This window comes from Amycolatopsis sp. NPDC003676, assembly GCF_053587275.1.
The window spans coordinates 1-23,540 of sequence record NZ_JBSFNS010000104.1; the positions used below are offsets into that span (position 1 = coordinate 1).

At 69.9% G+C, this 23,540-nt stretch carries 19 protein-coding genes and 1 tRNA gene; 6 read left to right on the forward strand and 14 right to left on the reverse strand.

The genetic code is table 11. From position 1 onward, the window contains the following. Nucleotides 1-68 precede the first annotated feature (68 nt). Entirely contained in the window at nt 69-2,933 is a 2,865-nt protein-coding gene (locus ACWDNU_RS36580) for an FAD-binding and (Fe-S)-binding domain-containing protein (RefSeq protein WP_449672225.1), read from the reverse strand. Nucleotides 2,934-3,062: 129 nt separating this feature from the next. Here ACWDNU_RS36580 and ACWDNU_RS36585 point away from each other — a divergent pair, with 129 nt between their 5' ends. Continuing rightward, a complete protein-coding gene (locus tag ACWDNU_RS36585; RefSeq protein ID WP_449672247.1) occupies nt 3,063-4,328 on the forward strand; it encodes a hydroxyacid-oxoacid transhydrogenase in 1,266 nt (421 codons plus the stop codon). A gap of 16 nt (nt 4,329-4,344) precedes the next feature. Beyond that, nucleotides 4,345-5,679 (forward strand): MFS transporter, encoded by a 1,335-nt coding sequence (locus ACWDNU_RS36590; RefSeq protein WP_449672226.1) that lies wholly within the window; start codon nt 4,345-4,347, stop codon nt 5,677-5,679. A 67-nt stretch (nt 5,680-5,746) separates the two neighbouring features. On the opposite strand, the gene ACWDNU_RS36595 is transcribed toward ACWDNU_RS36590, so the two are convergent. The 7 genes from ACWDNU_RS36595 to ACWDNU_RS36625 all read right to left on the reverse strand — a co-directional run bounded on the left by ACWDNU_RS36595 (nt 5,747) and on the right by ACWDNU_RS36625 (nt 11,861). Continuing rightward, nucleotides 5,747-6,550 carry a SigB/SigF/SigG family RNA polymerase sigma factor gene (locus tag ACWDNU_RS36595; protein ID WP_449672227.1) on the reverse strand — a complete coding sequence of 268 codons (804 nt, stop codon included), beginning with the start codon at nt 6,548-6,550 and terminating at the stop codon, nt 5,747-5,749. A gap of 219 nt (nt 6,551-6,769) precedes the next feature. Further along, nucleotides 6,770-7,204, reverse strand: coding sequence for a DUF6292 family protein (locus ACWDNU_RS36600; RefSeq protein ID WP_449672228.1), 435 nt, complete (start codon nt 7,202-7,204; stop codon nt 6,770-6,772). A 15-nt stretch (nt 7,205-7,219) separates the two neighbouring features. After that, the gene (locus tag ACWDNU_RS36605) at nt 7,220-7,714 is read right to left on the reverse strand and encodes a hypothetical protein (RefSeq protein WP_449672229.1); all 495 of its coding nucleotides are present in this window, start codon (nt 7,712-7,714) and stop codon (nt 7,220-7,222) included. A 180-nt stretch (nt 7,715-7,894) separates the two neighbouring features. After that, complete coding sequence (locus ACWDNU_RS36610) at nt 7,895-9,325, reverse strand: CYTH and CHAD domain-containing protein (RefSeq protein WP_449672230.1); 1,431 nt, start codon at nt 9,323-9,325, stop codon at nt 7,895-7,897. 11 nt (nt 9,326-9,336) lie between these two features. Then, the gene (locus tag ACWDNU_RS36615) at nt 9,337-10,461 is read right to left on the reverse strand and encodes an NAD(P)-dependent malic enzyme (RefSeq protein WP_449672231.1); all 1,125 of its coding nucleotides are present in this window, start codon (nt 10,459-10,461) and stop codon (nt 9,337-9,339) included. A 39-nt stretch (nt 10,462-10,500) separates the two neighbouring features. Beyond that, the gene (locus ACWDNU_RS36620; RefSeq protein WP_449672232.1) at nt 10,501-11,307 is read right to left on the reverse strand and encodes a family 1 encapsulin nanocompartment shell protein; all 807 of its coding nucleotides are present in this window, start codon (nt 11,305-11,307) and stop codon (nt 10,501-10,503) included. Next, the gene (locus tag ACWDNU_RS36625; protein ID WP_370936164.1) at nt 11,304-11,861 is read right to left on the reverse strand and encodes a hemerythrin domain-containing protein; all 558 of its coding nucleotides are present in this window, start codon (nt 11,859-11,861) and stop codon (nt 11,304-11,306) included. Before ACWDNU_RS36625 ends, ACWDNU_RS36620 begins: the two co-directional genes overlap by 4 nt. A gap of 77 nt (nt 11,862-11,938) precedes the next feature. On the opposite strand from ACWDNU_RS36625, the gene ACWDNU_RS36630 reads away from it, so the two are divergent. From ACWDNU_RS36630 to ACWDNU_RS36640, 3 genes are read left to right on the forward strand one after another with little or no spacing between them, the layout of a single operon-like run. Continuing rightward, nucleotides 11,939-12,556, forward strand: a complete 618-nt coding sequence (locus ACWDNU_RS36630; protein ID WP_449672233.1) for a UdgX family uracil-DNA binding protein — start codon at nt 11,939-11,941, stop codon at nt 12,554-12,556. Nucleotides 12,557-12,591: 35 nt separating this feature from the next. Next, nucleotides 12,592-13,782 (forward strand): zinc-dependent alcohol dehydrogenase, encoded by a 1,191-nt coding sequence (locus ACWDNU_RS36635; protein ID WP_449672234.1) that lies wholly within the window; start codon nt 12,592-12,594, stop codon nt 13,780-13,782. Then, the gene (locus tag ACWDNU_RS36640) at nt 13,779-14,402 is read left to right on the forward strand and encodes a diguanylate cyclase/phosphodiesterase (protein WP_449672235.1); all 624 of its coding nucleotides are present in this window, start codon (nt 13,779-13,781) and stop codon (nt 14,400-14,402) included. Before ACWDNU_RS36635 ends, ACWDNU_RS36640 begins: the two co-directional genes overlap by 4 nt. Here the strand turns inward: ACWDNU_RS36640 and nrfD are convergent. The 6 genes from nrfD to ACWDNU_RS36670 all read right to left on the reverse strand — a co-directional run bounded on the left by nrfD (nt 14,399) and on the right by ACWDNU_RS36670 (nt 22,487). Continuing rightward, nucleotides 14,399-15,328: an NrfD/PsrC family molybdoenzyme membrane anchor subunit gene (nrfD, locus tag ACWDNU_RS36645; protein ID WP_449672236.1), complete on the reverse strand. Its 930-nt coding sequence runs from the start codon at nt 15,326-15,328 to the stop codon at nt 14,399-14,401. The genes ACWDNU_RS36640 and nrfD overlap by 4 nt on opposite strands. Next, nucleotides 15,325-16,155 (reverse strand): 4Fe-4S dicluster domain-containing protein, encoded by an 831-nt coding sequence (locus tag ACWDNU_RS36650; RefSeq protein ID WP_370936159.1) that lies wholly within the window; start codon nt 16,153-16,155, stop codon nt 15,325-15,327. Before ACWDNU_RS36650 ends, nrfD begins: the two co-directional genes overlap by 4 nt. Next, complete coding sequence (gene fdh / locus ACWDNU_RS36655) at nt 16,148-19,360, reverse strand: formate dehydrogenase (protein ID WP_449672237.1); 3,213 nt, start codon at nt 19,358-19,360, stop codon at nt 16,148-16,150. The genes ACWDNU_RS36650 and fdh overlap by 8 nt, the downstream gene beginning before the upstream one ends. Before the next feature lie 4 nt (nt 19,361-19,364). Next, a complete protein-coding gene (gene selB / locus ACWDNU_RS36660) occupies nt 19,365-21,119 on the reverse strand; it encodes a selenocysteine-specific translation elongation factor (RefSeq protein ID WP_449672238.1) in 1,755 nt (584 codons plus the stop codon). Further along, a complete protein-coding gene (gene selA / locus ACWDNU_RS36665; RefSeq protein ID WP_449672239.1) occupies nt 21,110-22,393 on the reverse strand; it encodes an L-seryl-tRNA(Sec) selenium transferase in 1,284 nt (427 codons plus the stop codon). The genes selB and selA overlap by 10 nt, the downstream gene beginning before the upstream one ends. Continuing rightward, nucleotides 22,393-22,487 (reverse strand) — tRNA-Sec (locus tag ACWDNU_RS36670). Before ACWDNU_RS36670 ends, selA begins: the two co-directional genes overlap by 1 nt. A gap of 53 nt (nt 22,488-22,540) precedes the next feature. Here ACWDNU_RS36670 and selD point away from each other — a divergent pair. Next, nucleotides 22,541-23,533 carry a selenide, water dikinase SelD gene (gene selD, locus ACWDNU_RS36675; protein ID WP_449672240.1) on the forward strand — a complete coding sequence of 331 codons (993 nt, stop codon included), beginning with the start codon at nt 22,541-22,543 and terminating at the stop codon, nt 23,531-23,533. Nucleotides 23,534-23,540: the final 7 nt, after the last annotated feature.

Sequence of the window (23,540 nt, forward strand, 5' to 3'; positions counted from 1 at the left end):
GCCAGTTGTACGTGAGGGGAACCCTGAGGGAATCTGATTCCCTCAGGGTTCCCCTCACGTACCACGCCTCACTCGCTGCGGAGGCCCAAGGCACGCGCGGTCAGCGAAGCGAGGTGTGCGGGCTCGCGGTCAGACAACTGCCGAATCTGCGTCCGGCAACTGAACCCGTCCGCGTGCACCACCGTGTCCTCCGATGCCGCTCGCAACGCGGGCATCAGCTGGTGCTCGGCGACAGCGACCGAAACGTCGTAATGCCCCCGCTGAAACCCGAAGTTCCCCGCCAGACCGCAACACCCCTCCCGCAGCACCTGCGTCTCCGGCGACAGCCGCCCGAGCAGTGCCGAATCGGCGTCATAACCGAGATCCGCGTGCTGGTGACAGTGAACCTGAGTAAGCACCGGTGCCGTGGACTGCTTCAAAGCAGGCAGCTCCTTCTCCCCCAGATGCTCGGCGAACGTCCGCACACTGCGCTTCAGCAAGGCGGTCCGCGAATCCTCCGGCAGCAGCTCAGCCCCGTCCTCCCGCAGGGTCGCGGTGCAGCTGGGCTCCAGGCCGATCACCGGAATCCCTTCCTGAAGCCACGGGTCGAGCGCGTCCAGCGACCGGCGCAGGACCCGGCGCGCCGTGGTCAGCTGGCCGGTGCTGTGCCAGGTCAGTCCACAACAGACAGTCCGCTCCGGGATGACCACCTCGTGCCCCAGCGCTTCCAGCACGGCGACCGCGTCCCGGCCGACTTGCGGGTCGAAGAAGTTCGTGAAGGTGTCCGGCCACAGAACGACCTTCGACGACGACCGCACCGGGTCCCGGCGGCGGAACCACGACGCGAAAGTCGGCGAAGCGAGCTGCGGCAGTTCGCGTTCGGCGGCGATTCCGCCCAGCCGGTTCAGGGCCGGGCGGAGCGGACCTCGTGACACGGCGTTGATGGCGCGCGCGAAGGGGGCACCCAGCCGGAGCCATCGTGGCAGCGCGCCCATCGTGTAGTGCGACATCGGGCGAATCCGGCGTTCGTAGTGGCGGCTGAGGAATTCGGTCCGGTAGGAAGCCATGTCGACGCCGACCGGGCAATCAGACTTGCACGCTTTGCAGCCGAGGCAGAGATCGAGCGCGTCGCGGACCTCGGGAGAACGCCAGCCGTCCTCGATGACGTCTCCGGCGAGCATTTCGAACAGCAGGCGCGCCCGGCCGCGGGTCGAGTGTTCCTCCTTGCCGGTGGCGCGGTAGCTCGGGCACATCATCCCGCCCGACTCGGAGACGCATTTGCCCACGCCGACGCATCGACGCGACGCCGCCGCCAGGTCGCCACCGTCGGCGTGCAGGGCTAGGCGGGCGCGGGTCGGCAGGACCGGCGGGGCGATGACCGTGCGCAGGTCGGCGTCCAGAGGGGCGGGGTCGACGACCCGACCGGGGTTCATGCCGTTCGTGGGGTCGAAGGCTGCTTTGAAGTCGGCGAAAGCCTGCATGAGCCGGGGCGAGAACATCAGCGGCAGGAGTTCAGCTCGGGCCTGGCCGTCGCCGTGTTCGCCGGAGAGGGAGCCGCCGTGGGACACCACTAGTTCCGCGGCCTCGACCATGAACGACCGATAGGCCTCCTTCGCTTCCGGCGCGGCCATCGGGAAGTCGATCCGCACGTGGAGACAACCGTCGCCGAAGTGGCCGTAGACCACGCCTTTCCGGCCGTGTTTGTCCAGCAGCAGGTCGAATTCGCGCAGGTACGCGCCGAGCCGGTCCGGCGGGACCGCGGAGTCTTCCCAGCCCGACCACGCCTCGGAACCGTCGGCGAGCCGGGTCGCGAGACCTGCGCCTTCCTCCCGGATGCGCCAGAGTTTCCGTTGCTCAGCAGGATTTTCCACGACCAAAGCGGTAGCGCCGACCTGCGGGGCGCGAGCGGCGACCTGGTGGGCGACCGCCACCGCCTCCGCCGCGTCGTCGCCGCCGGTTTCCAGGTACAGCCACGCGGTTCCCTCCGGCAGGGTGCTGCGGTCGCCGGGTTTCCGGGCATCCAATGCGGCGACGAGACCGGCTTCGATGCCTTCCATGGTGAGCACCGGAAGGTCGAGCAGCGAAGGGACCGCGTCGGCGGCGGCGATGCTGTTCTCGAAGCCCAGCACGGCGAGGGCGCGCGTGGCCGGGATCGGGGCCAGGTCGACGACCGCGCTCAGCATCGTCGCGCAGGTTCCCTCGGAGCCGACCAGTGCCTTGGCGACGTCGAAACCGTTCTCCGGCAACAGGTATTCGAGGTTGTAGCCGGAGACCCGCCGGGGCAGTTTCGGGTAGCCGAGCCGGATGTCGGCCAGGTATTCGTCGCGCAGGTCTCGCAGGCCGCGGTACAGCGCGCCGACCGAATCCTCGCGTGCGCACAACTCTCCCAACTCAGCCGGTGCGGTAGGGCCGACCTCGAGACGGGTCCCGTCGAGGAGGGCGATTTCCAGCGCGCGGACGTTGTCGACCGTCTTGCCCCACGCCACCGAATGCGAACCGCAGGCGTTGTTGCCGATCATGCCGCCGATCGTGCAGCGGCTGTGCGTCGACGGGTCCGGGCCGAAGGTGAGCCCGTGTTCGGCGGCCCGTTCGCGCAGCCGGTCGAGCACGAGACCGGGTTCGACGCGTGCGGTGCGGACGGCGGGATCGATGTCCAGCACGCGGTTGAGATGCCGGGTGAAGTCCAGGATCACCGCGCGGTTCGCGGCCTGCCCGCCGATGCTCGTCGCCGCGCCGCGCGGGAGGACCGGCGCGCCGTGCTCCGCGCACACCTTCAGCGCCGCCACCACGTCTTCCGCGCTGCGCGGCCGCACGACGAGCAGCGGGATGTGCCGGTAGTTCGACGCGTCGGCGGAGTGGGTGGCGAGCGTGGCCGGGTCGCCGGCGACCTCGCCGGACACCGCCCGCGCGAGTGCTTCCTGCAGTGCCGAATGCGTACGAACTCGGGCCGGCATGGGCGTCTCCTGGGAAATCGGGGGTTCACAGCGCCGCGGTCCTCGGGCTACCGTGAAGGCTCGCCACATAGTGGATATAGCTTCCACATGTTGTCAATATCGACGTGAGGAGTGGTCTCCTTGACCGACATGCCCCGCAACGAAAGCGTGTTCACCTGGGCAGCGCCCCCGCTGAAGTTCGGTGCCGGCGCGCTCGACGAGCTGGGCGCGGAGGTGGCCGCCCGGCAGGCCAAGTCGTGCCTGATCCTCACCGACCCCGGCGTCCGCGGCACCGGCATCCCGGACCGGGCGCTCGACTCCATCCGCGCGGCCGGGGTGAAGAGCGAGATTTTCGACGGCGTGGGCGTCGAACCGACCGACGCCAGCATCGACGAGGCCGTCGCCTACGCCCGCCAGCAGGAATGGGACTGTTTCGTCGCGATCGGCGGCGGCTCGGCGATCGACACCGCCAAGGCCGTCAACCTGCTGACCACGCACCCCGGCGAGCTGCTCGACTTCGTGACTCCGCCCATCGGCGCGGGCAAGGCCCCGTGGCTGCCGTTGAAGCCGCTGATCGCCGTCCCGACCACCGCGGGCACCGGTTCGGAATCGACCACGATCTGCGTCGTCGACCTGCTCGGCCTGCACCTCAAGGCCGGGGTGAGCCACCCGTCGCTGCGCCCGTCGCTCGCTGTTGTCGACCCGCGCACCACGATCAGCCTGCCCTCCGAGGTGACCGCGGCCAGCGGCATGGACGTCCTGTCGCACGCGCTGGAGAGCTACACCAGCGTCGCGTTCGACGCGAAGCCCGCGCCGGAAGACCCGATGAAACGACCGGCTTTCTGCGGCTCCAACCCGATCAGCGACGTCTGGTGCGAGATGGCGTTGACGTTGGTGGGCAAGCATTTGCGCGCCGCTGTCCTCAATGGACGCGACCTGACCGCGCGCACCCAGATGGCGCTCGCGTCCACCTACGCCGGAACCGGTTTCGGCAACGCGGGCACCCACCTGCCGCACGCCAACGCCTACCCGATCGCCGGCGCGGTGAAGCAGTACCGCGCCGCGGGCTACCCGGAAATGCCGATGGTCCCGCACGGCCAGGCCGTGTCCGCGACCGCCGCCGAGGTGTTCCGCTGGACCTATCCCGCGTCGCCGGAACGGCATCTGCACGCCGCGCATCTGCTGTCCGGCGGGCAGACGTTCACGACCACGGACGGCGCCGACGCTCTCCCGCACGTGCTCTCCGAGCTGATGGCCGACATCCAGATGCCGAAGGGACTGCACGCGTTCGGTTACGGCGACGAGGACATCGACACCCTCGTCGACGGCACGCTCAAGCAGACCCGTCAGCTGGCTGTCGTGCCCCGTCCGGTCACCCGGGCCGCGCTCGAAGACATCTTCCGCCGTTCGCTCTGACCACCGGGAGTTATCAATGGCGACAACTCCTGAGAAAAGCACCGATGTCCGCTTGGTGGTCGCGTCCAGCGTGTTCGGCACGACCGTCGAGTGGTACGACTTCTTCCTGTACGGCACCGCCGCGGGACTCGTCTTCAACAAGCTCTATTTCCCCGGCTCCGATCCCCTGGTCGGCACTGTGCTGGCCTTCGCGACCTTCGCGCTCGGCTTCCTTGCCCGTCCGGTCGGCGGCTTCGTCTTCGGCCACCTCGGCGACCGGATCGGGCGCAAGAAGATCCTCGTGGCGACCATGCTCATCATGGGCACCGCGACCTGTCTCATCGGCCTGCTGCCCGACTACCAGATGATCGGACCGGCCGCGCCGATCATCCTCGTCGTCCTGCGGCTGGCCCAAGGCGTCGCCGTCGGCGGCGAATGGGGCGGCGCGGTGCTGATGGCCACCGAGTACGCCCCGCACGGGAAACGCGGTCTCTACGGCAGTTTCCCGCAAATCGGGCTGGCCATCGGGCTCACGCTGGGCACCGGCGTGCTGGCCCTGCTCAACGCGATCACCAGCGACGCGGCGTTCCTCGCGTGGGGCTGGCGAATCGGCTTCCTGCTCTCGGCGGTCCTGGTCCTGGCAGGCCTGCTGATCCGGGTCAAGGTCATGGAAACCCCGGCCTTCCGCACCATGGCGGCCGAGGAAGGCACCGCCACCGTCCCGGCCGTCGAACTGGTCCGCGACCGGCTCTCCCGGCGACACCTGTTGCTGGGCATGGGCAGCCGCTTCACCGAGGGCGTGGCGTTCAACGCGTGGGCGGTCTTCGTGATCTCCTACGGCAGCGGAACGCTGAAACTGGACCGGCAACCGCTGCTGGTCGGCGTGATGATCGCCGCCGCGGTGATGGTGGTGTTCATCCCGGTGTTCGGCAGAGTCTCCGACCGCTTCGGCCGACGGCGGACCTTCACGACCGGAGCCGTGACGACGCTGGTGCTGGCGATCCCCGCACTGGCCGCACTGCACAGCGGCAACCCCGTGCTGATCACGCTCTCTCTCGTCGCGGTGCTGGGCATCAGCTACCCGGTGATGTACGGCCCGCAAGCGGCGTTCTATGCCGAGCTGTTCCCGATTTCGCGGCGGTGCACCGGGATTTCGGTCGTCTACCAGCTTTCCGGCGTCGTGGCTTCGGGGCTCACCCCGCTGATCCTCGCCTACCTCGCCGGGAAGACCGGGACGACCGGCATCCTGATCTACCTCGCGGCGACGACCGTGATCAGTGTCGTCTGCACGCTGGCGATCCGCCAAAGCGACCTGTTCGACGACGAGGTGCGTGCCCCCGCACCGGCAAAGGAGGTCCCCCGCTTCACCTGAGCGGCGCGACGTACGTGAGGGGAACCCTGAGGGAATCAGATTCCCTCAGGGTTCCCCTCACGTACAGTCACCGGCTAGGGCTGGCCGCCTCGGTGAGCTGCTCCCGCAAGGTGCTCAACGTCCGCGCCAGCAACCGCGAAACCTGCATCTGCGACAACCCGACCCGCTCCGCGATCTGGCTCTGCGTCATATTCGAGAAAAACCGCATGACGACAATCGCCCGCTCCCGCTCCGGCAGATTCCGCAGCAACGGCTTGAGCGTTTCCCGGTCCTCGAGCTTCTCGATCTCGGGATCGTTTTCGCCCAGCGTGTCCGCCAAAGCGATCGAACCGGTGTCGTCGTGCGCCGGATAGTCGATCGACGCGGCCTGGTAAGCGTTCCCGGCGTGCAAGGCTTCGGCGACCTCGTCGAGGTCGAGGTCCAGGTGGTCGGCGAGCTCCCGCGCGGTGGGCGCGCGGCCGAGGCGCTGGCCCAGTTCCGTGGCGGTCTGGCCGATCCTCAGGTGGAGTTCCTTGAGCCGGCGCGGGACCCGGACCGACCAGGTGTGGTCGCGGAAGTACCGGCGGACCTCGCCCATCACCGTCGGGACGGCGAACGCGACGAAATCGGTCTGGCGCGCCGGGTCGTAGCGGTCGACGGCGTTGATCAGGCCGATGCGCGCCACCTGCAGGAGGTCTTCGGACGGCTGGCCGCGGCGGGCGAACCGGCGGGCGATGTGCTCGGCCAGCGGCAGGTGTTCCTCGATGAGGCGCCGCCGCAGCCGCGAGTGCTCGTCAGTGTCCTCGGCGAGGTGGCTGATCTCCTCGAACAGCACGGCGCAGTGCCGGTAGTCGTCGCTGCGCCGGGTGCGGGTCATGGTCGCCGCGGTCATGGAAATCCTCCTGACAGCCGAGGGGAACGTGACTCGTACAGTGCGTGGAGCGCATCGCGTTGCCGACGCTCATCATCCTTAGTGGACAGTGCCCGGCGTCGCAAGACGAGCGGGCGGCGGAGCAGCGCGCCCGCGCGGGTCGCCAGGCGGCCGGAGCGTCATGGCCGGGTGATACCCGCCGCCGACCAAGATCAATCGGCCGGCCACTCGAATGGGGGCTCAAGTCACCCCGCGAAGACGCAGCAGAGTGTCGAGTTCCGCGACACTGCCTACGGAGCGGAGAGCAGGCGGCGCGACCTGCCCGATGCGGTGGTCGTCCTCGCGCAATGCGGTGACGAACCCGAGCAGCTCCGCGGGCGGCGGCGTGACGGTGGCGCCGCCGAGATAGCGGAGCACGATGAAGTCCTCGCCGGAATGCGTTTCGACCGCGATCGCCCATCCGTGGACCTCGTCCCACAGCAACGCGAAATCGCGGCCGGGGTAACCCGGCAGGCAGCCGTCGAGGCCTACGTACGCCGAAAGCGGCGGACCCTCGTCGACAGCGCAGGAGTCCAGGCCGGTCCCGAGCGCCCGCGCGACTTCGGCGAGGTAGCCCCGCAGCGCGGCGAGGACGGCGTGCTGATCGCTGGGCGGGATATACGCGGTCACGGGCACCCTGTTCGGGAGCGATCAGCTTCCGGTCCGCCAGCGCCCGCGCAGCGAACGGCGGTCGGCGCGGCTGAGCACGCCCGAGGTGTCCCGGGTCCAGTGGCCGCCGCGGGAATCGGTGAAGGACAGGCCGGGAACGGCGGCCGCCGAGTACAGGTCGTCCACCGGCATGGCGTCCTCGCCGAAGGGCAGCGCGCGGACGGCGGTCGCGCTGGGCGGGATGATCGCCAACCTGATCCGGTGCGGTTCGTCCTCGTCCGGGCGGGCGATCTCCAGAGAGCAGTCGAACACCGGTGCGTCGCCGCTGTTGTGCGCGCACACGACGTAATCCTCTTCACGCTCATGCCGGGCGCCTTCGTCGAGCCACGCGGAGACCGACTGCGCCTGCTGCTCCTGCCGGACTTCCGCCTGGTCCTTCCGGTTGAGCAGCATGATCCACACATACGAGGCGAACCCCAGCAGCGAGCCCGCGCTCCCGATCGCCGATACCCACGTCGCGGTCGGTTGTGATCCCATTTCCCGCAGGGTTCCCCGATCCGGCCGCGGCGAAACCGGATCGGGGAAAGGTTTAGACCTCGTGGCGGCGGGGTAGCAAGATCGCAGCGCGGCACCGGCTCCGCGCGCCGGACTTTCGTTGCCGCGGGGACGCCGGTGGTGCCGAGACACCGCCGGCGTTTCTGCTGTCCTCAGTGCACCTCACACTTTCAGCCAGGCCGGACGTTTGCCTTTCCGCAGCGTGCGCCATTCCTCGGCGAACCGGTCCCGCAACCCGTGCGCCGCGGCTTCGTCGCGGCCGTAAAGCAGACCGAAGGTGAACGTGTTCTGGCTCTCCCTGAACCCGTCGATCGCGAAGTGCCGCAACGCTTCGCGGTCCACCACGGTGTCCTGATGCTTGCCAAGCGTTTGCTGCACCGCCTTGACGTTCTTGCGCCAGGCCCGCAGCTTCTTGCCGAACACCGGCCGGACGGCATCGGCGGCGTAACGGGCGCGCTTGGCCTTCTTCCGGACGTTGTGCAGCGCTCTCTCCAACTCGGCGCCGCTAAGCCCCTCGGTCGCCGCGGTGGCGCGGTACAGCTTGCGCGCGGTTTTGCGCATGGGTTTCCGCAACGCCTTCTCGCCGACGGGCTGGATCGTGTCGAGCAGCACGGCGAGCGACCGCAACAGGGTCACGTATCGGGTGCTGGACAACGCTTCCGTCGCGCGGTCCAGCTCCGTTTGGGAGGTGCGGGCGAAGTCACGGGTCAGGTATTGCCGCAGCGGACCGAAAACCAGCTCCGACGGGACTTCGTCGAGACAGGCTTCGAGGCGAGCTTGGCTGACCTCGGCGTCGCGCGCGGGGGCGAGTTCGCCTCCCAGCCACTTCAGCTCCGCTGCGATCGCATCGGCCTTCTTCTTGCCCAGTAAGGTTTTGAACGTCCGGAGCCCGCTCCGCAGCTTCCGCGCCGCGACCCGGAGCTGGTGCACTGAATCGTCTTCCCCGACGCGAAAACCCAAGTCAGCGCGGCGCAATCGCTCGAATTGCTCGCTCAGGTACGCAGCCAGGACCTCGTTCGAGCCCCGCTTGCCTTCCGCGGCGTCTCCGATCAACCGCTGCAGTTTCGACGGCCACCAGGCGTTCTCGGCCCCGCGTTTGCGCAACGTGCGATCAAGGCGGTCGAGCAGCTCCGGCGCGCACTCGACGTCGAGTTCGCGCCAGCGGTCCAGCCGAACCGCCTGTCCCCCGAGGAATTCTCCGGTGACGTGGTCGTCCGCCAGGGTCGCCAGCGTCCGGCCGGACGCGTCGGCCAGCCGGTGCGTGAACCGGTCGGTCCGCAGCTGCGCGACCGGACGCAGCTTGCGGTCCAGCGTGTACGCGCGGAGCAGCGTCGCGATCGGAGCGGGCACCTTCGGGTCGTCGTCGAGCGGAAACCGCAGCTCTTCACTGGGCAATCTCAGGGACCACCCGGTGTCGCTGCTTCTTCGCAGCGTGATTCCGGCTCTGGTCAACCGGAAGTCCTTGGTGTCGTAATAAACGGTCTCCAGCGTCCGCTCGGCGGGAGCCTCCTGCGTGATCCCCTTGCCCGCCAGCTGCGGCACCCGGGCCTTCAGGCTCAGCTCGTACTTGCGTCCGGACTGTGCGCTTCGCATTCCCCGCTCCTTCAGTCGTTTTCCGCCGCGCCGCCGACGCCCTCGGCGATCGCGGGCACCAGGCCCTCGTCGAAGACGCTGGGCACAATGTGCTCCCGGTCGAGATCGTCGCCGACCGTCGCGGCCAGCGCGTGCGAGGCCGCGAGCAGCATCCGCGCGGTCACCCTCGGCGCGCCGGAGTCGAGCAGGCCACGGAACATGCCCGGGAACACGAGGACGTTGTTGATCTGGTTGGGCAGGTCGCTGCGGCCGGTCGCGACGATCTCCGCGTGCTCGTGCGCGGCGTCCGGGTCGACCTCCGGATCCGGATTGGCCAGTGCGAACACGATCGCCCGGTCGGCCATCCGGGCGAGATCGTCGCCCTTGAGCAGGCCGCCGACGCTCACGCCGATGAAGACGTCCGCGTCCTGCAGGGCGTCTTGAAGGCTCCCTTGGACCGCGTCGCCGCGGTTGGTGTTCTCCGCGAGCCATTGCTTCTCGCCGGTCAGGTCGCGTTCGCCGTGCAGCGCGCCCTTGCTATCGCAGACCACGATCCGATCCGCGCTGAAGTCCGCCTTCAGCAGGAGCCGGGCGATCGCGGACCCCGCCGCACCGGCGCCGGAGATCACCACCGACGTGTCCCCTGGCGTGCGATCGGTCAGCTTCAGCGCATTGTCCAAAGCAGCCAGCACGGCTATCGCGGTCCCGTGCTGGTCGTCGTGGAAAACCGGGATGTCCAGCTCGTCGTGCAACTGCCGCTCCACCGTGAAGCACCGGGGCGCGGCGATGTCCTCCAGGTTGATCGCGCCGAAGGACGTCGCCAGGTCCTTGGCGGTGCGCACGAGGTCTTCCGGCTCGCGGCTGACCGGGCAGATCGGCCAGGCGTCGACGTCCGCGAACCGCTTCAGCAGCGCCGCTTTGCCCTCCATCACCGGCAACGCGGCGGCCGGACCCTGGTCGCCGAGGCCGAGCAGCGCGGAACCGTCGGAAACGATCGCGACGGAGTTGCTGCGCACGGTTTCCCGCGCGAGCACCGACGGGTCGTCGGCGACGCGTTTGGCCAGCTCGGCGACGCCGGGCGTGTAATGCTCGGCGAGGTCGTCGGCGTCGTCGAGCCGCACTCGGGTGGTGACTTGGATCTTTCCGCGACTGCTCATGGGAGCCGGATACCCGGCCGAGCTGCGGAGGAATCGTGGTCAGTCGAGGACGAGCGCCGCGTCCGGTTCGGTGACGCGGAAGCTGAAGCTCTCCTCCAGATACAGCGTCAACGTCTCCGCGTCGTGGTGGCGGTAGCCCACTGACAGGTCTTGGCCGAGTTCCAGCACGAAGTCCCCGCCCGCCAAGCTCAGCACGACCGCGCCGGTCAGCCCCGGGGTCCGCTTCACCCGGCCGCCGCCCAACGCCCGGCGAAGGTGATCGAGCACGAGAAGACCGCCATGCTCGGTGCTTTCCACAATGGAGGTGTACCCCTCAGGATTGATCGCCAGCGCGTACGGCCCCTCAACCCCGTTGCACCGCAACGTGTTCACCGCATTGGCCACCACATGCGGATACCGCTCCGGATCGGCGCCCAGCGCCCCGTGGTCGTACGGGCTCGCCTCGACGATCCCGGTGATCCCCGCATCCGGCCAGCCGTGGAACACCGCGCGGTTCTCTACCAGGCCAACCTGGGCAGCAGCCGCGTCGAGGTCGTCGAACTCCAGGTCGTCGGCGCCCCGCTCGGCGTCCTCCAGTTCCTTCCGCGCCACGGTGAACGGCACGCGCACTTCCACCAGCGGCAACACCCGGCGCTGCTGCGCCAGAGTCTCCCGGGCGGCCTCCGGCGGCTCGATCCGCCGGGTCCGGCCGAGCGAGGTAGCCGAATGCGTCCAGCCGTGCGGGCCTTCGACGTCGACCATCTTGCGGGCGGCGAGATGGGTCGCCAGCCGCTCCCGCGCCTCGTCGTCGATCTGGTTCCAGCCGTCGGCCGGGATCGGCGCGAGGTCGCGCATCAGGTGGTTCATCGTGCTCCCTTCAGGCCGCCGATGCCCAGCGAACCGTCGTCCGGCGGGGTCTTCCCGGCTTTTCGTTCCTGTTCCTCGACGTAGCGCTCCGGATCGACGTCCCCGGTGTCGACGTCGCCCTCGTGCTCGGCCTTGAACGCCAGGAACTTCCGGCCGAGTTCCTCGCGCAGGCCCGGATCGGCGTGCTTGCGGAAGTCGGCGAGCGCGTCGTCCTCCTCCTCGGCCATGTGCTCGCTGTTGGCGGTGCGCGCTTGCCGGACCGCCGCGTGCCAAGCCGCGCTGCCTGCCGGGTGCCGGCGGGCTTCGGCGACGGCGTCGCGGATGTCGTTGTGGTCGCCGACCGCGTCGAGCGTCTCGTCCTCGGCGTCGGCGCCGCGCTGGATCAACTCGGGGTAGAAGACCGCCTCTTCGGCTGCCGCGTGCAGGTCCAGCAGCGCGGCGAGCGGTTCCCACGCCCGCGCCAGCTCGTCCGGGCCGGCGAGGTCGTCCAGTTCCGCGAACGCTCGCCGGAACCGCTCGTGATCGTCGAGGATCAGGCTGGTGATGTCGGTCATGGCCCTCGACGTTAACTCGCCCGATGCGGTCGCGCTCGTCGTGTTTGCGCGAGGCCCGGTGCGGGTAACGGGTTCCGATGGTCTCGCGTCAGGAACCGGGAGCCGAGCCGCCGGACACCACCCGCCTCGGCACACTCCGCGAAGCAGCCCGGGATTGCCGCGGCTGCGGGCTGTACCACGACGCCACCGCCACGGTTTTCGGCGCGGGTCCTGAACGAGCGGACATCTTCGCCGTCGGCGAGCAGCCCGGCGACCAGGAGGACCGGCGCGGCGAGCCTTTCGTCGGCCCGGCCGGGCGGCTGCTCGACCGGGCGCTCGGCGACGCGGGCCTTGACCGCGATTCCCTCTACGTGACCAACGCGGTCAAGCACTTCAAGTTCCAGCTCCGCGGCAAACGCCGGATCCACGACAAGCCAGCACGGTCCGAGGTCGTCGCGTGCCGGCCGTGGCTGGTCGCCGAACTGCGGGCCGTCCGGCCGCGGCTCGTGCTGTTGCTGGGCGCGACGGCCGCGCAATCGGTGTACGGCGGCAGTTTCCGGCTCACCCAGCATCGCGGAGAGCAACTGGATCCGCCGGAGGAGTTCACCGGGATGTTCTCCTCGGCGCTCGCCACCGTGCACCCGTCCGCCGTGCTGCGCGCGCCCGACCGCGACACCGCGTACGAGGAGTTCGTCGCCGACCTGCGCGGCCTCTGACGTTTGCCGGTCCCGGCAAGGGGAATCCGGCCGGTATGAAAGCAGTGACCTGGCACGGCAAGCGGGACGTGCGAGTCGAGGCCGTCCCGGACCCGAAGATCGAGGAGCCGACCGACGCCGTCGTGCGGGTGACCTCCACCGGCATCTGCGGTTCGGACCTGCACCTGTACGAGGTCCTCGGCCCGTTCATGACCGAGGGCGACATCCTCGGCCACGAGCCGATGGGGATCGTCGAGGAAGTCGGCAGCGGCGTGAGCACGCTGAAGCCGGGCGACCGCGTGGTGGTGCCGTTCAACATCTCGTGCGGGCACTGCTGGATGTGTTCCCAGGGCCTCCAGTCGCAGTGCGAAACCACCCAGGTCAAGGATCAGGGCAAGGGCGCGGCGCTGCTCGGCTACACGAAGCTCTACGGCCAGGTGCCCGGCGGGCAGGCCGAGTACCTGCGCGTGCCGCAAGCGCAGTACGGGCCGATCAAGGTGCCCGACGGCCCGCCGGACGAACGGTTCGTTTACCTGTCCGATGTGGTCCCGACGGCGTGGCAAGCCGTGGCGTACGCCGACATTCCCGACGGCGGTTCCGTCGTGGTCTTCGGGCTCGGCCCGATCGGCCAGATGGCCGCGCGGGTCGCGCAGCATCAGGGCGCGGGCAAGGTGATCGGCGTCGATCTCGTGCCGGAACGGCTGGCCCGGGCCCGCGCGCACGGGGCGACGACGCTGGACCTGCGCGACCACCGGCGGATCGGCGACGCGATCCGCGACCTCACCGGCGGCCGCGGCGCGGATTCGGTGATCGACGCGGTCGGCATGGAAGCGCACGGCGCGCCGATCGGGAAGCTCGCGCACAACCTGGTCGCGCTGCTGCCGCAGGCGGTGGGTGCGAAGGTGACCGAGAAGGCCGGGATCGACCGGCTGAGCGTGCTGTACGCGGCCATCGACAGCGTCCGGCGCGGCGGCACGATCTCGCTGTCCGGGGTGTACGGCGGGATGGCTGACCCGATCCCGATGATGGACCTGTTCGACAAGCAGATCCGGCTGCACAGCGGGCAGGCGAACGTCCGCCGGTGGATCGACGACATCCTGCCGGTGCTCACCGCGGACGGCGATCCCCTTGGCGTCGAAGGCTTCGCGACGCACAAACTCCCGCTCGCCGACGCGCCGCGGGCGTACGAGATGTTCCAGAAGAAGCTGGACGGCGTCCAGAAGATCCTGCTGGAGCCGGCGGCATGAAGGCCCCGCTGAAAACCCTGCGCAAGGCAGTCGCGGACCGGTCGCGGCTGCGCATCCCGGAGCGCGCGTCCGACACGGAAACCGCCACGCTGCGGTACTTGCTCTACGGCATCCTCCCGGCGTGGTTCGTGCCCGGGCTGCTGGACTGGTGGCAGCACCGCCGCACCCGGATCGAGGACACCGCCGGGGTGCGGGAATCGCTGATCCACCTGCTGATGATGGCCGAGGTCGGGCTGCCGATCACGCTCGCGCTGCTGTGCGAGATCAACCCGCTCGTGCTGACGATCATGGCCGCCACGATCGCCGCGCACGAGGCGACGGCGCTGTGGGACGTCAAGACCGCGGTGGACAGCGACCGCGACGTGAAGCCGTTCGAACAGCACATCCACAGTTTTTTGGAGTCGCTGCCGTTCATGGGGAGCGCCGCGATCGCTTGCCTGCACTGGAAAGACGTCCGGGAGCTGCTGCACGCCGACGACCGGCGCAGCGCCTGGCGGCTGCAGCCCAAGCGCCGCCAGCTGCCGCGCGGCTACCTCGCCGGGATCGGGGCTGCGATCGCCGGCCTCATCGCGGTGCCGTATGGGGAAGAGCTGTGGCGGTGCGTGCGGGCCGCCCGTTAACGACGGCCCGCACGCTTCGCCGCAAGCCGTTCCCGCTGCGGAACAACGACGTACTTCGGATCCTTTGTGGACTCAACCCCGGCCGCGTAAACACCGAACCGCGTGCACAGCCCAGACGCCAGATAAGCCGCACCCGCAACAACTCCGGCCGCGCGGTTCTTGCGGGCAGCCAACGACAACGTCGCACCCGCAGCGGTAAGCACCTTCGCCGCCTTCAACAACCGCCCAGCCCGACCGGCCTGGTACGGTTCCGAAGCCAACCCCAGGCCGGTCTCCAAGTGATGCTCCGCGGCCAACTCCGCTACGGCCCCGGCGAGCCCGGCCCGCACCACCGGGCCGTTCTCCTTGCGCGGCACCGAAATCAGCGCGACCCCGGCCCCGCTGGTCAGCGCGCTGCCCGCGAACAGCACTGGCAGCGTCCCGTGCGCCTCGTGCCAAGAGGGCGTCGCGGTGTCGGCCAGCAGCACCGCGGTGTACGTGCACATCGCCGGTCCCAGCACGCCCGCCCCGGCCCCGGCCAATCGGCCCAGCCGGGGGAAACGGCCGGTCACCGCGGTAAAAGCCGACACCGCGGCAAGACCGGAGAACGGCGACAGGATCCACGAACCCACCGACAACGGCGAAGTCGGCTTGAGCACGCGCAGCATGTTCAGGAACCGCGTCGGCTTGCCGAGGTCGTGGATCAGCGCGACGACACTGGCGATCGACCCGCCGGAAGCGGCCAGCCGACCGACCTTGGCCAGCTCCGGACGTCCAGTCGCATCAGCGAGCGCGGCCATGGACGCCGAAGCACCGGCCGCACCACCGAGGAACAAGTACAGCGGGACGTCCGGCTGTTTCCAGGCAGGCTCCTTGAGAATCGGCCTCCCGTAGTAGGAACGGAATTCCGCGGGCTCGACCATCGCCCGTTCGCGCCGCGGGCTCATCGACGCCGTCCCAGGAACGACACGACCAGCGCCGCTGCTACCCCGGCCGCCGTCGTCGCGGCGCGCTTCCACATCTGCGGCAGATCGCGGGTCGTCACGACCGGGTCCGGCGGGAATCCGTAGACCTCGGGTTCGTCCAGCAGGAGGAAGAACGCGCCGTCGCCACCGACTCCGTCCTCGGGATCGTGCCCGTACAGCCGTGCTTCCGGCACGCCGTCCGAGTGCAGCGTCGACACCCGCGCGGCGGCGCGTTCGCGGAGTTCGTCCAGCTCGCCGAACTGGATGGAGTCGGTCGGGCAAGCCTTGGCGCACGCGGGTTCCATCCCGGCGCCGAGCCGGTCGTAGCAGAGGGTGCACTTGAACGCGCGGCCGTCGCTTTCGCGCTTCTCGATGACCCCGTACGGACACGCGGGAACGCAGTAGCCGCAACCGTTGCAGATGTCCTGCTGCACCACAACCGTGTCGAATTCGGTGCGGAACAGCGCGCCGGTCGGGCAGACGTCGAGGCAGGCCGCGTGCGTGCAGTGCTTGCAGACGTCGCTCGACATCAGCCAGCGCACGCCCGGCTCCTCCTCGGACTGCTGTTCCGGCGCCCCGACGGTCGGCATCCCCAGGTCCACCGCGGGCTGTTCGATGAACGCCACGTGCCGCCAGGTGTTCGACCCGAGGTCGCCGGTGTTGTCGTACGACAGCCCGAGCAGGTCCTGCCCGCCCGCCTCCGGGACGCCGTTCCACTCCTTGCACGCGACCTCGCACGCCTTGCACCCGATGCACACCGACGTGTCGGTGAAGAAGCCCATCCGGGGCTGGGCGCCGTACTCAGCCATTGGCTCGCCTCCGGTACTCCGCCACGAAGTCCAGCAGCGCCGGCCCGCGCGGCCGCCGTCCGGGACGGATGTCGCAGGTGGCCGCTTTGGCCTCCTGGATGTGCACGTTCGGGTCCAGCACGATCGAGAGCAGGTCGTTGGCCGCGTCGCCGCGCGACAGCCCGTTCGGCCCCCAGTGATACGGCAGCCCGACCTGGTGGACGGTGCGGCCGCGCACCTTGAGCGGTTTGACGCGGTCAGTGACCAGCACGCGGGCCTCGATCGCCGTCCGCGACGAGACGATGGTCGCCCAGCCGAGGTGTTCCAGGCCGCGTTCGGCGGCCAGTGCGGGCGAGACCTCGCAGAAGAACTCCGGCTGCAGCTCCGACAGATACGGCAACGTCCGGCTCATCCCGCCCGCCGTGTGGTGCTCGGTGAGCCGGTAAGTGGTGAACACGTACGGAAAGACCTCGCTGCGCGTCGGGTTGTACTGGTTGACCGGGCTGTCCAGCGTCTGCCGCACCGGCGAGGACTGCTGGCTGTAAAGCGCGTTGGCCACTGGGCTTTCGAAGGGCTCGTAGTGCGTGGGCAGCGGGCCGTCGGCCAGCCCGGCGGGGACGTACAGCCACGCCTTTCCGTCGGTCTGCATGATGAACGGATCGCGGCCGCTCAGCGCGTCCTGTGCTCGTGCGCCGTCCGGCGGCTGGTAATCGGGCGGCTTGGCGGCCTCGAAGTCCGGGACGTCCGGGCCGGTCCACTTCGACTCCGCAGCGTCCCAGTAGACCAGCTTCTTGCGCTCGCTCCACGGTTTCCCGTCCGGATCCGCCGAGGCGCGGTTGTACAGGATCCGCCGGTTGGCTGGCCACGCCCAGGCCCAGCCGTTCGCGACCCAGTCCTGTTCGGAGCCGGGCTGCCGGTTCGCGGCGTGGTTGTGGCCGTCCGCGCGGACGCCGCAGTAGATCCAGCAGCCGCACGACGTCGAACCGTCGTCCTTCAGCTGGGTATACGACGAGAGCGGGCCTTCCGGTCCGTGGCCGTTGATCTCCGCGAGCACGGATTCCGCGCTCGGGTCGGCCGTCGGCCCCTCGGTCGGATAGCTCCAGGCGAGGTCGCGGAGCGGGGCATCGCGCTCGCCGCTGCTGGCGCGTTCCCGGATCAGCCTGCCCAGGTGGTAGTAGAACCACAGGTCGCTGCGGGCGTCGCCGGGCGGTTCGACCGCTTTGTGGTGCCATTGCAGCAGGCGCTGGGTGTTGGTGAAGCTGCCGTCCTTTTCGGTGTGCGCGGCGGCGGGCAGGAAGAAGACCTCGGTGCCGATCTCCTCGGACTTCAGTTCGCCAGTCTCGATCTCCGGGCCGTTCTTCCAGAAGGTCGCGCTTTCGATCAGCTGCAGGTCGCGGACCACCAGCCAGTCGAGATTGGCCAGGCCGAGCCGCTGGAACTTGCCGTTGGCCGAGCCGACCGCCGGGTTCTCGCCGACCAGGAAGTAGCCCTTGCACTCCCCCGCGATCTGCTTCTGGACGGTCGCGTACGTCCCGTGATCGCCGGTCAGCCGCGGCAGGTAGTCGAAGCGGAAGTCGTTGTGCGGCTGGGCGTTCTCGCCCCAGTACGCCTTGAGCAGGCTCACGGTGTAGGAGCGCATGTTGCCCCAGAACCCGGTCTTGCCCGCGTCGGCCTCGACGAAGCTGTCGAGGTCGAGGTGCTGGTGCGCGTGCGGCATCGGGATGTAGCCGGGCAGCAGGTTGAACAGCGTCGGGATGTCGGTCGAGCCCTGGATGCTGGCGTGCCCGCGCAGCGCGAGGATGCCGCCGCCCGGACGGCCGATGTTGCCCAGCAGCGTCTGCAGGATCGAGGCGGTGCGGATGTACTGCGCGCCGACCGTGTGGTGCGTCCAGCCGACCGAATACACCCAGGCCGTGGTGCGGTCGCGGCCGGAGTTCGCGGTGATCGCCTCGGCGATTTCGGTGAACTGCTCGACCGGCAGGCCGCAGATGTCCGCGACGGCCTCGGGCGTGTAGCGGGAGAAATGCCGTTTGAGGACTTGGAAAACGCACCTCGGGTGTTGCAGCGTCTCGTCGGTCTTGGGCTTCGTTTCGATCGCCGCGCCGCCGCTGCCGTAGGACTCGGCGCGCGCGGAACTCTGGTGCTTCTCGCCGCCGTGGTGCCCGCCCGGCTGGTCCGGGTCGCGGGCGCCGGCCGCAGGGGACGCTTCAGCGTCCTCGTACGCCCAGGTCGAGTTGTCGTACTGGCGGTTTTCCGCGTCGAAGCCGGAGAACAGGCCGTCGAGGTCCTCGGTGTCGGCGAACTCCTCGGTCAGGATCGCCGCGGCGTTCGTGTAGGCCACGACGTACTCGCGGAAGTCCAGGTCGTGCTGCAGGACGTAGTTGATCAGCCCGCCGAGGAACGCGATGTCCGACCCGGCCCGCACCGAGGCGTGCACGTGCGCGACCGCGCTCGTGCGGGTGAACCGCGGGTCGACGTGGATGATCTTCGCGCCGCGGGCCTTCGCCTCCATCACCCACTGGAACCCGACCGGATGGCATTCGGCCATGTTCGAGCCCTGGATGACGATGCAATCGGCGTTGGCGAGGTCCTGCTGGAACGTCGTGGCGCCTCCACGACCGAAGGAGGTCCCCAGACCGGGAACCGTGGCGGAGTGTCAAATACGGGCCTGATTTTCGATCTGTATCGCGCCGAGCGCGGTGTACAGCTTCTTCATCAGGTAGTTCTCTTCGTTGTCCAGCGTCGCGCCGCCGAGGCTCGCGAAGCCGAGCGTGCGATTGAGCTTGCGGCCCTGGTCGTCGGCGTCCTGCCAGGTTTCGGCGCGCGTCTTGAGCACGCGGTCGGCGATCATGTCCATCGCCTGGTCGAGGGACAGCCGCTCCCACTCGGCGCCGTACGGCCGCCGGTAGAGGACTTCGGTGACGCGGCTCGGGCTGGTCACGAGCTGTTTGCTGGCCGAGCCTTTCGGGCACAGCCTGCCCCGGGAGATCGGCGAATCCGGGTCGCCCTCGATCTGGGTGACCGCGCCGTCCTTCACGTACACCTTCTGGCCGCAGCCGACGGCGCAATACGGACAGATCGAACGGACTACCTTGTCGGCGTCCTCGGTGCGTGCGTGCCAGCGCTCCGAACCGGCGGACTTGGCCGCCGAGGCGCGCGCGGTGCGGTCGGGACCGGCCAGTTGCCGGTACACCGGCCAGCCTTCGATCCACTGCCGCATGCCCACGCTGTCACGGTAATCCGTTCTCCGGGCGCTCGCAGCACGTCCGGCGGGTCCCGTCGCCGAGCGGTTCGGTGAGCCCGGCGGCGTCGAGATGCTCCAGCAGCGGGATCATCACCCGGCGCGTGCTGTCCAGCGCCTGCCGGGCCCGCGACACCGTGAACGGTTCGCCGAGCGCGGCCAGGACTTCCACCGCGCGTTGCGGCGCGTCCGGCGCCAGCACCACTCCGTCGGCGATCGCCCGCAACCGGCCTACGCGGACGGCGGCGGCCAATTCCCGTTTGCCCAGACCGAGTTTCCGCAGTTCGTCCGCCTCCGGTGCGCGGAACGGGTGCTCGGCGAATCTCTCTTCGAGGACTTTGACTGCGTTTTCCACTTCAGCGGTCAGCCCGGCGCCGGGCTTGCGGACGAGACCGTCCTTGAGGATCAGCCCATCGCTGAGGACTGCTGGGACGAGTTCCGCGTCCGGCAGGCCGAGCCGTTGCCGGAGCGCCTCGGCCGGGATTCCCGCTGCCAGCGGATGCTCACGAGTCCAGGCCGCGACTGCTTCGCCGACCTCCGCTCGCAACCGGCTGAGGCGGGCCGGGTCGGCGTGCCAGCCGCCGAGCCGCTCGCCTACCGCGGGCAGCCCCAGCGCGCGGAAGTCCTCATGGCGCACGAAACCTTCGCGGCGGAGGTAATCCCAGCCCGGTTCCACGACGGTCAGCTCTTCGCCCCGGGCTCGCGCCGCCCCGCGACGCGCGAGGGACGGCGGCCGGACGTCCACGACGTCGAATCCGGCCGGGATCCGGTGCTCTCCCGGGTCGCGCAGCAGCCCCCGGTCGCCGGTCCGGAGCGGCAGCGGGTGCGCGAGCAGCACCCGCGCGGTGTCCGGCCCGAGCGGACGGACCCGGCTCGGCACTGCTGCGGATCCGAAGTGCAGCACGAGGTTCCGATGCAGCTCGCCGGACGGTGCGCCGCGCAACCGGACATCGACTTCCGTCGCTGGACGCCACGCTCCCGGGGTCAGCAGAACATCGCCCCGGCCGACGGAATCCTTTGCCACGCCGCGTAAATTCACCGCAACTCGAGCCACCGCGGCCACGCTTTCGCGCGGTTCGCCGAGCGCCTGCAGGCCGCGGATCTGCACCCGGCCCGCACCGAGCGTCAACTCGTCGCCGACCCGCAGGGTTCCGCCGCCGAGGGTTCCGGTGACCACCGTGCCCGCGCCCTTGATCGTGAACGCGCGGTCGATCCAGAGCCGGACGTCCGCCTCCAGATCCGGCGGCGGCAACCGGCTGGCCAGCTTGGCGAGCTGAGCTTTCAGTTCCTCGAGCCCTTCGCCGGTCGTGCCGCTGACGCTGACCGCGGGCACCTCGCCGAGCGCGGTCGTCGCGATCTCCTCGAGCGCCGCCGCCGTCGCTGGACCCGGGTCGGCGCGGTCGGATTTGGTGACCGCGAGCAGGCCGTGCCGGACACCGAACGCGTCGAGTGCCGCCAGGTGCTCCGCCGACTGCGGCATCCATCCCTCGTCCGCGGCCACGACGAACAGCGCGGCCGGGACCGGACCGACGCCCGCCAGCATGTTCGGCACGAACCGCTGATGCCCGGGGACGTCCACGAAGGCGAGTTCCTCGCCGCCCAGCCGGGTCCAGGCGAAGCCGAGGTCGAGGGTCAGGCCGCGGCGGCGTTCCTCGGCCCACCGGTCGGGCTCCATGCCGGTGAGGCTGCGGATCAAGGTGGATTTCCCGTGGTCGACGTGCCCGGCGGTGGCGATCACCCGCATCGGCGGACCGCCTCCCGGACCGTCGCGTCGTCCGCCGGGGAAACCGTCCGCAGGTCGAGCAGACACCGGTCTCGCACGATCCGGCCGACGACGGCGGGCTCGCCCAGCCGCAATGCCTCCGCATACCGAGCGGGCAACGCGACCGCCGCGCTGGGCAGCTCGACACCCGGCGCACCACCGCCACCGACGACCGCCGTCGAGTCCACTGCCTGGGCCTCCACGCCCGCCGAACGCAGCGACGCGGCCAAAGCCTCGGCGCGCTGGTGGAGGTTCTCCGCGAGAAGTGCCGCCCGCACCGGTGGTTCCGGCCCGCGGAGGGTGGCTTCGAGCGCGGCGAGGGTCAGTTTGTCGACCCGCAACGCCCTCGCCGCTGGATGCCGCCGAAGCCGTTGCAGCAGTTCGGCATCTCCGAAGAGCAAGCCCGCCTGGGGACCGCCTAGGAGCTTGTCGCCGCTCGCGGTGACGACGTTCGCGCCGTCGGCCAGGGCGGTCGTGACGTCCGGTTCGTCCGGCAGCAGCGGATGCGGTGCGAGCAGCCCAGACCCGACATCGGCGACCAGCGGCACGCCCAGCCCAGCCAGTTCGGCGACGCTCGCTTCCGAGGTGAACCCGGTGACCCGGTAGTTCGAGGGATGGATCTTGAGCACGAATCCGGTGTCCGGACCGATGGCCGCCGCGTAATCGGCCGCCGAAGTCCGGTTGGTGGTACCGATTTCGCGCAGCCGGGCACCGGTCGAGGCGAGCAGATCCGGGATGCGGAACCCGTCGCCGATTTCGACCAGCTCGCCGCGGCTGACCACGATTTCCTTGCCCGGAGCCAACGTCAGCGCGCACAACAGCAGCGCCGCCGCGTTGTTGTTGACCACGTGCACCGCCTCGGCGCGCGGCACCGCCTCCGCCAGCGCCGCCAAAGTGCCGCGCCCGCGTTTCGCCCGTTCGCCGGTTTCCAGGGCGAACTCGACGTCGGTCGCACCGCCCGCCGCGACGATGGCGTCCAATGCGGCCGCGGACAGCGGCGCGCGGCCGAGGTTGGTGTGCACGAGAACGCCGGTCGCGTTGAGCACCGGACGCAGCGACGACACCGTCGCGGGCAGCCGGGCCACCACCTCCGCGACGACCTCGCCGGGCTCGATCTCGCCCGCCCTTGCCCGCTGCTGCGCCGCCGCGACCAGCGATTTCACCAGGTCGCGGCCCAGGGTCTCGGCGGCTTTCGCGATCCTCGGCTCGCCGAGCACGGCGTCGGTGCGCGGGATCGCCCGGCGCGGGTCACCCATGGCGGAGGCGGACGGGAATCGAACCCGCCAGCGGCAGGACCTGCCGCTCAACGGTGTTGAAGACCGCGCCGGTCACCAGGCCGGATACGCCTCCCTGGGGCATTCCGCCATCCTGCCAAGAGCGTCGCGCCCCCGCATCATGAGCAGATGAGCGTCCGGCTGACCCAGTACGCCCACGGCGGCGGCTGCGCGTGCAAAATCCCGCCCGGAGAGCTGGAAACCATCGTCCGCGGCCTGTCCGGTGCGACTCCGAAAGACCCGCCCGGCGAACTCCTGGTCGGCCTCGACGACGGCGACGACGCGGCGGCCGTCCGCATCGCCGGGAACGTCGCGCTGATCGCGACCACGGACTTTTTCACCCCAGTCGTCGACGACCCGTACGACTGGGGCCGGATCGCCGCCGCGAACGCGCTATCCGATGTGTACGCGATGGGCGGCGTCCCGGTGGTCGCGGTCAATCTCCTCGGCTGGCCCCGGGAAGTGCTGCCGTTCGAGCTGGCCGCGGAGGTGCTGCGCGGCGGCTTGGACGTCTGCGCTGCTGCTGGTTGCCATCTGTCCGGCGGGCACAGCGTCGACGACCCCGAGCCCAAGTACGGCCTCGCCGTCACCGGCACCGCGGATCCGGAACGCTTGCTGCGCAACGACTCGGGCAAGCCGGGCACGCCGCTGACGCTGACCAAGCCGTTGGGAATCGGCGTGCTGAACTCGCGGCACAAGGCCACCGGCGAACGGTCCGAGGAGGCGATCGCCGCGATGACCACGCTGAACCGCGCCGCCTCGATTGCCGCTCTGGAGGCCGGTGTGGTGTGCGCGACGGACGTCACGGGGTTCGGTTTGCTCGGCCACCTGCACAAACTCGCCCGGGCGAGCGGCGTCACCGCCCGGCTGGACCCGACGGCGGTCCCGTATCTCGAGGGTGCGCGGGAGGCGCTGCGCGATGGCTACGTGAGCGGCGGGACCCGCCGCAACCTCGGCTGGGTGCGCCCGCACGCCGACCTGTCGCGGATCTCCGAGGACGAAGCCCTGCTGCTCGCCGACGCGCAAACCTCCGGCGGACTCCTGGTCGCGGGCGAACTGCCGGGGTACCCGGTGATCGGCGAACTCGTCTCCCGCACCGACCACACCATCGTGGTCGGCTGAGGTCCGT